The sequence below is a fragment of the Bacillus sp. VA13 genome (genome assembly GCF_055710085.1).
The window spans coordinates 450,628-463,789 of record NZ_JBVQPP010000004.1; the positions used below are offsets into that span (position 1 = coordinate 450,628).

The window sequence follows — 13,162 nt, forward strand, 5'->3', positions numbered from 1 at the left end:
TCATGACAAAAACCCACCCGCTTTATATAGGAAAACTTTCATTTATTTGGTACAATTTTATTGAAAATGATTATCAATTAAATGTTTCTGAAAAGGTGGTCTACTCTTGCAACATACAGTGATTTATCATCCCATACAAATTGAATATCTAAAAAAATCAAGTGATCTCTTCTCAGAGCAGCAATTAGCCGATTCATTCGTGCTGATCTTTCATTTAAAAGGAAACGGCCATATTTCAATCGGAACAAACATCAGCCCTCTGCAAAAAAAGACACTTTATGTTTGTCCGCCTAACGAGACCTTTGGCTTTACGCCTGCAGCCGAAGGTCATCATATAGATGCCTGTCTGATCAGGCTTCAAAGCTATGTCAAGGAAACCGGGCAAGATATCTTAACACCTTGTACAGAAACGGAATTAGCCAAACTGAAGCTTGTGAATATTTCACATATAGAAAATCTTGCAGTCCGGCTTCAAGAGCTTGCAGTGCTATGGAATGAATCGTCTCAACTTTCTCAGCTAAAATGTGTGATTGAAGTACAAAGCCTGATTTATGACCTCTTTACTGCCAGTTTATCTGAACAGACGGATACACATTCAGCAATCGAAAAAACAAAACAATACATCGAAACCCATGCCGATACAAAAATTACACTTGCTCAGCTGTCGCAAATGGCAGGAATCAGCGCTAAACACTACAGCGAAAGTTTTAAAAAATGGACAGGTCAGAGCGTAACAGAGTTCATCACAAAAACGCGAATCACCCGAGCAAAACGGCTCATGGCAAGATCTAACTGCAAATTGAAGGAAATTGCCCACCAAACAGGCTATCAAGATGAATTTTATTTCAGCAGAATCTTTAAAAAGCATACAGGCTGTTCACCTACAAGCTATATGAAAAAACGCCGAAAAAAAATTGCTGCATACGGAAGGGGCACAATGGGCCATCTCATCCCTCTGAATCACATACCGTTTGCGGCCGCGCTGCATCCAAAATGGACGTCCTACTACTATCAGCATTATTCGACAGATATACCCGTCCAGCTCAGCGCATACCGGTTTAATGAAAAGTGGGAAGAAAACCTGAACACGTTATCTCAGACTGAACCAGATGTGATTTTCAGCATGGATTCTATTTCACCAGAAGAACAAAATGGCCTGAATCGCATCGCAGAAGTCATTTACCTTCCTTCAGAAGAAAGCTGGAGAACTCACTTTCTGCAAACTGCCTCATTCTTAAAGGAAGAGTCTGAAGCAGAAAAGTGGCTCACAGCTTATGACCAGCAGGCGGCGGCCGCCAAAAAAACACTTCAGCACACCCAAGAGCGGCGTTTTCTCTTTCTGAGGCTGCATAAGCAAAACTTCTATCTGGCACATACTCGAAGCGTCCAAGAAGTCTTCTTCGGAGATTTAGGATTTTGTTCGGCAAAAACGGAAGACACGTCTTCAGATCAAGCCATTTCGTTAGAAAATATCGCAAATTACCAAGCTGACTGCATAATGCTTTTTCTATTTAAAGAGCCTGAAACCATTGCTTATTACCAGCAATTGCTACAGACAGAGGCGTGGCAAAACCTAAGCGCGGTACGGAATAACCGTGTTTATCTTCTATCCCTTGACCCTTGGAATGAATACTCAGCTTGCGGGCACGAACGGATCGTTCAGCAAACCATTTCTTTACTATCCGGTGATTGTCCATGATAAATTTGGAATTTGTCCATGGTGTTATATCTGTTCATTCTCTATAATTCCAATTGATAATAGTTATCAATTGAACAGGAGGCTCTATAGATGAAAAAGATATCTCTTACCTTATTAATCTTGCTTCTTGCGCTGACGGCGGCAGCTTGCGGCAGCAAAAATGATTCGACTGCCAGCAAGGCAAGCGGCACAGCGTCTGAGAAGAAGAAAATTGAATACCTGGATAAAACATATGAAGTAACTGTACCGACAGACAAAATTGCCATTACGGGAAGCGTAGAATCAATGGAAGACGCGAAACTGCTTGACGTTCATCCGCAAGGCGCGATTTCATTCTCCGGCAAATTCCCTGATATGTTCAAAGACATCACTGATAAAGCCGAAGCAACCGGAGAAAAAATGGAGCCAAACATTGAAAAGATTCTTGAAATGAAGCCAGATGTAATCCTTGCTTCAACAAAGTTTCCGGAAAAAACGCTGCAAAAAATCAGCACAGCCGGCACGACAATCCCAGTTTCTCATATCTCTTCAAACTGGAAGGAAAACATGATGCTGCTTGCGCAGCTGACTGGAAAAGAGAAAAAGGCGAAAAAAATCATTGCAGACTATGAACAGGATCTAAAAGAAACAAAAACAAAAATCAACGAAAAAGCAAAAGATTCAAAAGCGCTTGTCATCAGAATCAGACAAGGCAACATTTACATTTACCCTGAACAGGTGTACTTCAACTCCACACTATATGGTGATTTAGGCCTTAAAGCGCCGGACGAAGTAAAAGCTGCAAAAGCACAAGAGCTGATTTCATTAGAAAAATTAAGTGAAATGAATCCGGACCATATCTTTGTCCAATTTTCTGATGATGAAAATGCAGACAAACCTGATGCCTTAAAAGATTTAGAGAAAAATCCAATCTGGAAAAGCCTTAAAGCAGTCAAGGAAGATCATGTGTACGTCAACTCAGTGGATCCTCTCGCACAAGGCGGCACAGCTTGGAGCAAAGTCCGCTTCCTGAAAGCGGCTGCTGAAAAATTGACACAAAACTAATTCAGAGTAGGTTTTTGTATGTATTCAAAACAGTGGACACGTATCATATTGATTACTTCTCCATTTGCTATTGCACTGTCGCTGCTGCTTTCGATCCTATATGGCGCAAAGCATCTAAGCACAGATATTGTTTTTACATCTCTTATTCATTTTGATCCGGGAAACACAGACCATCAAATTATATGGCATTCCCGGATTCCAAGGGCTGCCGGCGCTCTGCTCATAGGGGCAGCCCTTGCTGTTTCTGGAGCGCTTATGCAAGGCATTACGCGCAATTATTTAGCTTCGCCCTCCATTATGGGCGTTTCGGATGGTTCCGCGTTTATCATCACGCTTTGTATGGTTCTGCTCCCGCAATCGTCTTCGTTTGAAATGATCATTTACTCTTTTATCGGCTCAGCATTAGGAGCTGTGTTAGTATTCAGCCTTGCCGCCATGATGCCTAACGGGTTTTCCCCCGTACAGCTTGCCATCATCGGCACAGTCACAAGCATGCTGCTCAGCAGTTTATCAGCGGCCATGTCGATATATTTTCAAATTTCACAGGATCTCAGTTTCTGGTACAGCGCCAGACTTCACCAAATGAGTCCGGATTTCCTGAAGCTAGCCGCTCCGTTTTTCCTAATTGGCATTGTAATGGCCATTTCTCTCAGCAAAAAGGTGACCGCTGTATCATTAGGCGACGACATTTCTAAAAGTCTGGGGCAAAAGAAAAAGACCATTAAAATCATGGCGATGCTTTCAGTCATCATTTTAACCGGCAGTGCAGTAGCGCTGGCCGGAAAAATTGCGTTTGTCGGATTGGTTGTTCCGCATATCACGCGATTTCTCGTCGGCTCTGATTACAGCAGGCTGATTCCGTGTTCCTGCATCTTGGGCGGAGTCTTTTTAACCCTTTGTGATCTGGCAAGCAGATTTATCAATTACCCGTTTGAAACACCGATTGAAGTCGTGACATCCATTATCGGCGTGCCTTTCTTCCTTTATTTGATCAAACGAAAAGGAGGGGAGCAAAATGGCTAAAAAATATGCCGTGTTCATCGCTTTGATTCTCGTTGTCAGCTATTTCAGCTTAACGAGCGGATCATTTTCTGTTCGTCCGGCTGAGCTGCTCTCCACTCTTTTTCAGATTGATCCGAATCCGCAGTATGAAATTTTGCTGTTCGATTTAAGACTGCCGCGGGTTGTCATGGCGGCTATTATCGGACTCGGTCTTGGCATTGCAGGCGCCGTCATCCAAGCCATCACACGTAACGGACTTGCGGACCCGGGAATTCTCGGAATTAACGCAGGAGCGGGAGCCGGGATTGTCGCGTTTATGCTATTGTTCCAAGGCCAGAAAGAAGTAACATCCATAGCTGCGGCGATGGGAATGCCGATCTTCGGATTGATAGGCGGACTGATTGCGGCGATCCTGATATACATATTTGCATGGCACAGAGGCAATTTAGATTCAGGAAGAATTATTCTGGTAGGAATCGCAATCAATTCAGGATTCAGCGCCCTGTCTTTGTTTTTATCATTAAAAATGGACCCGCAAGACTATCAAATGGCCATGGTGTGGAAAAACGGAAGCATCTGGTCTGCCAACTGGACGTATATCACAGCCGTTCTCCCATGGATGCTGCTGTTTATACCCATTCTTATCGCAAAATCCCGCTTGCTCGACACCATTCGTTTTGATGAAGATACAGTCAGAAGCCTGGGTATTTCATCAAATAAAGAAAAAACCATCCTGCTCGTCGCTTGCGTAGCAATCATCAGCGCATGTGTCTCCGTAGCAGGCAGCATGGCGTTTGTCGGCTTAATCGCTCCCCATATTTCACGGAGACTGGCTGGTGTCGAACACCGTGACATCCTGCCACTGAGCGGTTTAATCGGCATGCTGCTTGTGATAAGCGCAGACTTTGCCGGAAAACTGTTTTTCCAGCCCGCGGAAGTGCCCGCAGGCATCATATTAGCGATCCTCGGTGTTCCTTATTTCTTATATCTGCTTTTCAAGCAAAAAAAGGGGGAGAATGCTTGAACGGATCTCTTTCAGAGCATAAAGCCGGCAAAAGGAAGTTCACGCTGTACCTCCCTCCTTCCTACAGCCCAGACAGCAGGAGATTTCCTGCTGTTTACGTGCAAGATGGCAGTTCTTTGTTTCAAGACCAAATCGAATTATTAGAAAGCACATTCCAACAGCGAAGGCTCCCTGAGCTCGTACTGATTGGTATAGAATCCGAAAACCGGCTGGATGAATACACCCCTTGGCCGGCTGCATCACTCAGTGATCGGTTCCCGGACTTCGGAGGCATAGGATATGACTATCTGTCTGACATAACAAACCGGTTCATTCCGTTTATCGAAGAAAATTGGAACGTCACCAGGGAACCGCAATTAAGAGGAATGATAGGTGCCTCATTAGGCGGCCTCATTTCATTGTTTTCCTTATTAAAGTATCCGTCTGTTTTTGGAAAAATAGGCTCTATCTCAGGCTCCTACTGGTATGAGAACGCACTGGAAACCATTCATTTATCTTCTTTAGAGCCCAGCACTGCATGTGTTTTTATGTCTGTCGGCAGTGAAGAAGGCCGTGAAAAACAATCCATTCAGCGACATATGCTGCAGAATACAAAGCAAGTGCATCAAAGCTTAAAAGAAAAAGGCTTCACTGAAGATCAGCTATGTCTTTCAATTGAAAAAGGGGCGGTGCACCACCGCAAGTACTTCTGCCAACAGTTCATCATCGCGCTCGAATGGCTATACGGAAAAAACCGCTCATAGAATTGAGCGGTTTTTTCATGCTTTCTGCAATACAGGTTTTAATTCAAAACGATTCAGCATATAGCCAAACAAAGCAGCCAGTATCTGCTGAAACAGCATGCCGATCACTACCGGAACGGCAACCTGAGACGGAAAGAACGTAACGGCAAGAACTGCGCCGGCACTGATATTTCTCATGCCTCCTGTAAAAATAAGAGATACAATTTCCTCCTGGCGCCTTTTCATCATTTTTCCGATCAGCCAAGCAGCGGCATAGCCTGTTAACGCGATAAAGAAAACCGTCGCCGCTATTCCTACGAATCTCAAATCAACGGCTTTGAAATAAGGGGCAATCGCAGAACTGTTAATTGCAATCACTGCCATCAGGCAAAGCTTTGAAAAAGGAGACAGCGCACTACTCACAGATGCAGTTCTTTCTGGAGATGACATCTGGTTAAACAGCATACCCAGGAAAGAAGGAATCACAACCATCACAATCAGCCCCTTCATCATTCCCCACACATCCATATGAACCTGAGCGCCGGCGAGCAATGAAAGGCTCAGCGGAACGATCAACGGCGACAGCACCGTATCAACTAAAATAATCGAAAGCGTCAAACCCACATTCCCTTTGTACATCGCTGCCCAAATCAAGCTTGTAATCCCAGTAGGAATCACAACAGCCAATGTTAGGCCAGTGATAGTCAAAGGATCGCCTTTAAAGATAAGGTGGCCGCTGCCCCAAGCAAAAAGCGGCATAAAAATATGAAGAACAAATAATGCAAGAATCATAGGGAGAGGATGAGACAATGCATGTCTCAAAGATTGAAAGTTAGCGCTCAAACTGCCTGCAAACGTAATAAAAGCAAAGATCCAAGGCACAGCGCTTTCATATCCATTTAAAAACTGAGACAGCAGCACACCCAGCACCACACTAGTTGGCGTTAAAAGCGGCATCACCCTCCCCAATATACGGTTCAGCTTCTGAAGCATCATATGCAAGTCCCCTATTTAAAAATTCTGTTCTCTCTATTATATCAATGCTGTTCAACCGTATGTTATATAAAAAAGCCCAGATCACGTTAATCTGGGCTTCTCTACTATGCCATCTGTTTCATAAGAGATTTACTCGCATTGTTTAAACCTTTTAATTCAGCTTCAATGCCCTGTTCTTTAAACTTCGCAACAATCTTATCAAGCGCTGCCGCTCCTGAATCATCCCATACGTGGGCCTCAGTTAAGTCAATCACGACTCGCTCAATATCCTCTTGATAAATAAATGCATTCATAAGATCAGTCACTGACGCAAAAAAGATTTGTCCCTTCACTTGATACGTTCTCAGCTTTTGATCCTCTGCATGAGAAACAATTTTCAACTTAGAGATTTTTGCCACAAAGAACACGGCACTTAAGAGAACTCCGACGAATACGCCTTTAGATAAATCATCCGTTACAACAACCGTCATCACAGTCACAACCATGACAATCGAGTCTGTGAGCGGCGCTTTTTTGAGGCCTTTTAAAGAAGTCCAATCAAATGTGCCGACAGAAACCATAACCATAACAGCCACTAACGCAGCCATCGGAATCTTCACTACGACATGACTTAACACCGCAATTAAAAACATCAGAAAAGCACCGGCAACAAATGCTGACAAGCGTCCGCGTCCGCCCGCTTTTGTATTAATGACAGATTGTCCAATCATAGCGCAGCCAGCCATACCGCCAAAGAACCCAGTCACGATATTCGCAATTCCCTGCCCGCGGCTCTCTTTATTTTTGTCACTGTCTGTATCCGTCATTTCATCAATAATCTGTGCTGTCAGCAAAGATTCCAGCAATCCAACAAACGCTAAAGCAATCGAATAAGGAAAAATGATTTGCAGCGTTTCAAAGGTAAACGGAACATCAGGGATTAAGAAATGAGGCAATGAACTAGAGATATTGCCCATATCCCCGACCGTCCGCACATCCACATGGAAAGTGACCGCAATAATCGTCATCACAATAATCGCGACAAGCGGAGACGGAACCGCAGTCGTAAACCTCGGCAGCACATAAATAATAACCAACGACCCGGCAAGCATCGCATACATGCTCCAAGAAGCACCTTCAAACTGAGGAAGCTGCGCAGAGAAGATAAGGATCGCCAGCGCATTCACAAACCCGATCATCACAGAACGCGGGATGAATTTCATTAATCTTGCAATTTTACTGATACCTAAAATCACCTGAATAATTCCTGTCAAAATCGTAGCCGCAAATAAATACTGAAGCCCATGATCAGCAACCAGCGACACCATAACGACCGCCATTGAGCCAGTCGCAGCTGAAATCATGCCTGGTCTGCCGCCAAAAATAGAAATAATAATGGCTATACAAAATGACGCATAAAGACCGACCATCGGATCAACACCGGCTATAATAGAAAAGCCAATTGCTTCAGGTATTAATGCTAACGCAACTAAAATGCCAGCAAGAATGTCTTTTCGGATATTCCCGAACCATTGCTGCTTTAATGTAAAACTATTATTCAAATATAACGACTCCTTTTTAAAAAATAAATCCGCACCGTATCTGATGTATTGGGAGCTATCTTTATTTTATGGGAGAAAATGAAAAGGAAAACGATCGGAGAAAAAGGGGAAACGTTGAGTATATTGTATTGAGGCAAGGAGTTATTATACAAAGAGTATCATATTAAATTTTGATCAAATACGCAAGATGAATGTTGAAGAAAATAATGGCTCAAACTAAGTTTGAGCCATCGCTACATTATATCATATCCGGATGAGAAACAAGAATCGTTTTAACTGCAGTAATATCTTTTCTCTCATTTGACAACGGATCTATGCCCATCAATTCCTGGATGGCAGCCTCATAGTTCTCAAGCGGGGCTTTCACCGTAATCAGTTCAGAAAGCTGAGGCATGTCCGCGGCACATGATACCGCATCCTCCATAATTTGGCGAGCCTCTCCGGTTCCAACGATCGTTACGCCATTAGAAAGCAGCTGAAAAGGCCTGATTTTCATCTCATACGTATCATCAAATCCCATGGGCACAAGCCTTCCGCCCTTGTCTATTAATGGATACGCCCAATCAAGCTGATTGCCGATCGCGTCAAAAACCACATCAAATTTTCTCCCTTGATTAATGCGTCTGACCTCGTCCACCGTTAAATCCTGCGGATGATAAACATAATCGGATATCAGGCCTGCTGCTTCAGTTCGGTAATCACCAACCTCAGTCGCAACGGTCAGCCTTGATAGTTTTTTCACCATCATTTGAACAAGCAGCCCGATCGGCCCCGACCCTAACACCAATACAGAATCGTCAGGTTTTATTGCAGCCCGCTCTATCACATTTAATACACAGGAAAGCGGCTCAATTAAAGTGGCTCGCTCCCATTCCATATCGTCCGGGATTTTATACATAAAACGGTCCTCGCCTACGTAATAATCGGCAAAAGTGCCATGCGACCCTAATCCCAGCTGCCAGTCTTCAAACGTCTCACAATAACAAGTTAAACCTTTCCGGCAATAATAACACTTCCCACAAAACTGAGTCGGATCGATCACCACGCGATCACCAGGCTTAACGTTTTTAACCTCAGGCCCCGTTTCTGTCACTACTCCAACAGATTCGTGACCCAGGATCATATTGTGAGTCGCATGCATCTTTCCTTTTAGAACATTTAAATCCGTTCCGCAGATGCCTGTCCCGTATATTCTAACTTTCACATCGTTCATTTTTTTGATTTGAGGTTCTTCTACTTCTTGCAATTCAAGCCGATCATTAGGAGTCCAGACCAACGCTTTCATATGTCTCTTCCTTTCTGTCCCAGCGAATTTGATCCAGCAGTTTTTGATGCAACTCCTTCGTTGACGCAGCAATGCATGACTGCTGGTTATTGTAGCTAAGATCCGTCAGAAGTGTATCATCCAAGGACTTTCCATACGCATCAGTAATGACAACTCCTGCTTTTTTCGCCAAAAACACACTTGCGGCAATATCATAAGGAAACAGATGCAGAACCTGTCCATTCCCCACATCCTGAAAATCTTTCAGCAGTGCAGGATCATCCTTTAATAAACGATTACCGATATCCACATAGGCATCCATCTGCCCTGTAATAATTCTGGAGATAGAATAAGAAGCGCTATTGAAAACAAATACGCCGCCATTATTGGCTGACTGATCAATCAAATGACCGTACGCATTAATCATCAGGTGCGCGGGGTGCCCATTAAACTCAAGGCTCCAGAACATATGTTTAATGTCTCTTACTTTGCTTAGATTCGGCAGGGTGCCGCGATAGCCCTCATAATAGATTCCCTCAGAATAAACATCCGCGTACATATAGGCACCTGTTTTCAGCTCCAGCAGAAAAGCAAATTCAATATCCTTAATTTTTGCATCAGGCTTGTATCCTGCTAATGCGATAGAAATACAAGACATTTCAAGTCCCGCAGCTGCCGGACGGGTGCCATCAATCGGATCAACGATCAAAATATATTGAGGGTTGTCTCCAAATATCTTCAGACCGCCATCTTCAGTATAAAACGCGACTGACTCCTCTTTGCTTTTCACATATTCCAGTACAGCGTTCTCAGCAGCGGCATCAATGTTAAACTGTGCATCACCACCGGGGGAATATCCATTAACTAACCGGTTTTTCAGTGTTCCTTTCTGTCCCTTCACTTCTTCATAAACAAATTTTCCGAGCTCTATAATATATTCTTTCACTTGATATCCTCCAATAGCTTACGAAGTTTAAAACAAAGCACCTCAGCCTCACTTAGCGTAATCGTGAGAGGCGGACGGATTTTAAATACATTTCCGAATCCGTAACGGGAAGTCCGTAAAATTAATCCATAATCCATAGCCCGCTTGGCAATATAATTGGTCAGCTCTACATCAGGCTCATTATTCTCTTTTACAATTTCAACACCGATCATCAAACCTACGCCTCTGACGTCAGCAATAAATGTAAATTCTTTCTTCATATGCTCTAAGGAATCCATAATGTACTTCCCGACAATTGTTACATTTTCTAAGAAGCCCGGCCTCTGCATAATTTCGATTGTCTTACAAGCAGCTGCAGAAGCCATCACATTCGAGCCATAAGTAAATGAGTGATTGTGGCCGGCTAATCCCGTGTATTTTTCCTCTGTCAGGGTGGCTGCAACCTGGAATCCCGTGCCGCCCAACCCTTTCGCGACAGTCATCATACTCGGTTTCACATCAAAGTAATCAGCGGCAAACATCTTGCCTGTCCTGCCGAATCCAGTTTGAATTTCATCAAAAATAAGTGCGATATCATGCTCATCACAGAGCTTTCGTAATTGCTTAAAGTACTCCTTAGGCGGAACGATATTCCCTCCGTTACCGGAGATCGGTTCAATAATCATCGCAGCAATTTTTCCGTTACTCGCATATTCGATAAAATCATTAATTCTTTCTACACAAAGCATTCCGCATGAATCTGGTTTCTGATTGTAAAAACAACGGTTGCAATAGGGGTCAGGCACCTGCAAGCCAAAAGAAAACTGAGGGGGGAACGGCTCTCTTCGAAATGAATTCCCGGATAACGCAGACATCATATACGTTTGGCCAAGATGGCTTCGGAATAAAGAAATGACATCTGTTTTTCCAGAATAATTCTGAGCCATTTTAATAGCTCCTTCATTTGCGGCAGAGCCACTGCTGACTTTAGGGTGAACTTTAGTGAGATTGTCGGGGGAGATTTCTACAAGTTTTTCAGCTAGTTTATTAACGGCATTGGTTTGGTAGGAAGAAGTGACGTGTATAAGCTGGTCAGCCTGTTCTTTGACTGTATCAATAACTTCCTTATTGGTATAACCCAAATTCAAGTTGAAAGTAGCAGAGGCACAATCAATATACTCATTGCCCTCTGAATCGTACAAATAGATGCCTTCACCTCTTTCCATGACAACGTCATCTACTTTGTAATACAAACTGTCTGGATTCGTAATTTCTTTAGTCCCCACTAACAACACCCCTATTCAATAAAATATGTAAAACTCGTTAATCATCGTATAAATTCTAGAAATTAATGTCAACTAGATAAATAGTAAAATTTGTTAACTATTTGTTAACGTTTGCATTAGGGGTTTTAATTCAAACTTCGTATGTTATCATAGAAATAAATGGATTTAATGTAAAAAACTAAAAACAAACAACATAAATAGCTTATTTTTACTACCAGTCCTATCATGTAAATTCTAGAGGAGTACTATTTTTATCAAAGGAGATTAATGAATGAAAACTCGTTTACTGTGGATTGGATGTTTATCTTACGGATCGATCGCCTTTACTCTCGTTATACTTGGAGCTGTCCTCCCGGAATTGCTTTCCCATTACGCCCAAAGCTACAGTAACGGCGGAGTATTAGTATTTTCGCAATTTATGGGGTTTTTAATCGGTGTACTAGGGATGCCTTATGCTGTGAAGAGAATGGGACGAAGAAAAGTAGTTGTTATAGGATTAGCCATGATCAGCTGCGAGTTGTTTATTTATTTCCTCCCTCCGTGGCCGTTGCTCTTTCTTCTTGTCAGTATGGCTGGACTTGGAGCCGGACTGGTTGAATCTTGTGTAGGAACAATTATCCTAACAGCAATTAAAGAAAAACAAGCAATCGCCATGAGTAAGATGGAAGTAGCATACGGTTTAGGAGCCCTTTTCATGCCATTGCTATCTGGTTTTTTAATCAGCAATTATGTATGGACATTAGCCTTTCTTGTTTTGGGACTAAGTTCATTTCTTTTGATGCTTGTTTGGAGCCGACTGAGTTTTGGCAGTTTAGACGATTTGCTCATCCGTCAAACAAACACTTCGGGCAATGGAAAACAACAAGCACCTATAAGCTTTCGAAAACATGGCTTACTGTTTATTTCTTTAGCAGCTGCTTACTTCTTTTTTTATGGAGGAAGTGAAGTATCAATTGTTCACTTTATCCCTTCCATCTTCGCGGAGAAGTGGGAGATCTCTAACTCCTTAGCAACAATAACGGTAACAATATATTGGATCGGTATGATCATTGGGCGTTTACTGACTGGGCCGGTTTCCGAAAAACTAACCTATCATCGTTATCTCAGGCTGATTAATATCGGCGGCCTCATCTCACTTTGTATTTTAGCAATTAGTAATACGGCTTTTGCAGGGTTTGTTCTGTGTTTCTTCTTAGGGTTATTTATGGCTGGTATGTTTGCCATTGCTTTAATTATCACCAATCAATTCTACCCTGGAAAAACAGAACAAACGACAAGCATGCTGCTCGCTGCCAATGGATTAGGCGGTTCTATCCTGCCAATAGCAGTCGGGTGGAGTCTAGATGAGTTCCCCGTACAAACAGCATTTTGGTTATTTACGACTCTCATGTTGATCATGCTGGGGATTGTATTAGTATTAAAAATATTAGAGAACTTGAAAAGCAGAAAGCTCGATAAAATGAATACTGAAGAACGCAAATCAGTACAGATATAAAACAAAAAAACCCAGCTCAATGAGCTGGGTTTTACCATGCTTGGCGGCGTCCTACTCTCACAGGGGGAAACCCCCGACTACCATCGGCGCTGAAGAGCTTAACTTCCGTGTTCGGTATGGGAACGGGTGTGACCTCTTCGCTATCGCCACCAAACAAATGCCTT

At 42.9% G+C, this 13,162-nt stretch carries 11 protein-coding genes and 1 rRNA gene; 6 read left to right on the top strand and 6 right to left on the bottom strand.

Translation table 11 applies throughout. The features are described from left to right. Positions 1 to 106: 106 nt before the first annotated feature. From btr to AC0C66_RS17555, 5 genes are all read left to right on the top strand, one after another. The gene (gene btr, locus AC0C66_RS17535) at positions 107 to 1,699 is read left to right on the top strand and encodes a bacillibactin transport transcriptional regulator Btr (protein WP_072181798.1); all 1,593 of its coding nucleotides are present in this window, start codon (positions 107 to 109) and stop codon (positions 1,697 to 1,699) included. A 90-nt stretch (positions 1,700 to 1,789) separates the two neighbouring features. Next, a complete protein-coding gene (gene feuA / locus AC0C66_RS17540) occupies positions 1,790 to 2,743 on the top strand; it encodes an iron ABC transporter substrate-binding protein FeuA (RefSeq protein ID WP_072181799.1) in 954 nt (317 codons plus the stop codon). A gap of 18 nt (positions 2,744 to 2,761) precedes the next feature. Then, entirely contained in the window at positions 2,762 to 3,766 is a 1,005-nt protein-coding gene (locus AC0C66_RS17545; RefSeq protein ID WP_061186945.1) for a FecCD family ABC transporter permease, read from the top strand. Next, a complete protein-coding gene (gene feuC, locus AC0C66_RS17550; protein WP_061186944.1) occupies positions 3,759 to 4,769 on the top strand; it encodes an iron ABC transporter permease FeuC in 1,011 nt (336 codons plus the stop codon). Before AC0C66_RS17545 ends, feuC begins: the two co-directional genes overlap by 8 nt. Then, complete coding sequence (locus tag AC0C66_RS17555; RefSeq protein ID WP_087987868.1) at positions 4,766 to 5,512, top strand: alpha/beta hydrolase; 747 nt, start codon at positions 4,766 to 4,768, stop codon at positions 5,510 to 5,512. Before feuC ends, AC0C66_RS17555 begins: the two co-directional genes overlap by 4 nt. A gap of 15 nt (positions 5,513 to 5,527) precedes the next feature. On the opposite strand, the gene AC0C66_RS17560 is transcribed toward AC0C66_RS17555, so the two are convergent. The 5 genes from AC0C66_RS17560 to AC0C66_RS17580 form a co-directional block, all read right to left on the bottom strand. Continuing rightward, positions 5,528 to 6,448 carry a bile acid:sodium symporter family protein gene (locus AC0C66_RS17560; RefSeq protein WP_072181801.1) on the bottom strand — a complete coding sequence of 307 codons (921 nt, stop codon included), beginning with the start codon at positions 6,446 to 6,448 and terminating at the stop codon, positions 5,528 to 5,530. Positions 6,449 to 6,591: 143 nt separating this feature from the next. Further along, a complete protein-coding gene (locus AC0C66_RS17565) occupies positions 6,592 to 8,028 on the bottom strand; it encodes a SulP family inorganic anion transporter (protein ID WP_061186943.1) in 1,437 nt (478 codons plus the stop codon). Positions 8,029 to 8,266: 238 nt separating this feature from the next. Next, a complete protein-coding gene (locus tag AC0C66_RS17570) occupies positions 8,267 to 9,313 on the bottom strand; it encodes a zinc-dependent alcohol dehydrogenase (RefSeq protein ID WP_472973645.1) in 1,047 nt (348 codons plus the stop codon). Next, positions 9,288 to 10,238 (bottom strand): inositol monophosphatase family protein, encoded by a 951-nt coding sequence (locus tag AC0C66_RS17575; protein ID WP_014112430.1) that lies wholly within the window; start codon positions 10,236 to 10,238, stop codon positions 9,288 to 9,290. Before AC0C66_RS17575 ends, AC0C66_RS17570 begins: the two co-directional genes overlap by 26 nt. After that, the gene (locus AC0C66_RS17580; protein WP_472973646.1) at positions 10,235 to 11,503 is read right to left on the bottom strand and encodes an aspartate aminotransferase family protein; all 1,269 of its coding nucleotides are present in this window, start codon (positions 11,501 to 11,503) and stop codon (positions 10,235 to 10,237) included. Before AC0C66_RS17580 ends, AC0C66_RS17575 begins: the two co-directional genes overlap by 4 nt. Positions 11,504 to 11,774: 271 nt before the next feature. Between AC0C66_RS17580 and AC0C66_RS17585 the strand changes: the two genes are divergently transcribed. Then, positions 11,775 to 12,998 carry an MFS transporter gene (locus tag AC0C66_RS17585; RefSeq protein ID WP_072181803.1) on the top strand — a complete coding sequence of 408 codons (1,224 nt, stop codon included), beginning with the start codon at positions 11,775 to 11,777 and terminating at the stop codon, positions 12,996 to 12,998. A 38-nt stretch (positions 12,999 to 13,036) separates the two neighbouring features. Here the strand turns inward: AC0C66_RS17585 and rrf are convergent. After that, positions 13,037 to 13,152, bottom strand: a 5S ribosomal RNA gene (rrf, locus tag AC0C66_RS17590). Positions 13,153 to 13,162 lie beyond the last annotated feature (10 nt).

Bases quoted from the DNA above. Each gene is read 5' to 3' on its own strand.
- feuA (WP_072181799.1), top strand. From the start codon at position 1,790: ATGAAAAAGATATCTCTTACCTTATTAATCTTGCTTCTTGCGCTGACG.
- AC0C66_RS17545 (WP_061186945.1), top strand. From the start codon at position 2,762: ATGTATTCAAAACAGTGGACACGTATCATATTGATTACTTCTCCATTT.
- feuC (WP_061186944.1), top strand. From the start codon at position 3,759: ATGGCTAAAAAATATGCCGTGTTCATCGCTTTGATTCTCGTTGTCAGC.
- AC0C66_RS17560 (WP_072181801.1), bottom strand. From the start codon at position 6,448: ATGCCGCTTTTAACGCCAACTAGTGTGGTGCTGGGTGTGCTGCTGTCT.
- AC0C66_RS17570 (WP_472973645.1), bottom strand. From the start codon at position 9,313: ATGAAAGCGTTGGTCTGGACTCCTAATGATCGGCTTGAATTGCAAGAA.
- AC0C66_RS17585 (WP_072181803.1), top strand. From the start codon at position 11,775: ATGAAAACTCGTTTACTGTGGATTGGATGTTTATCTTACGGATCGATC.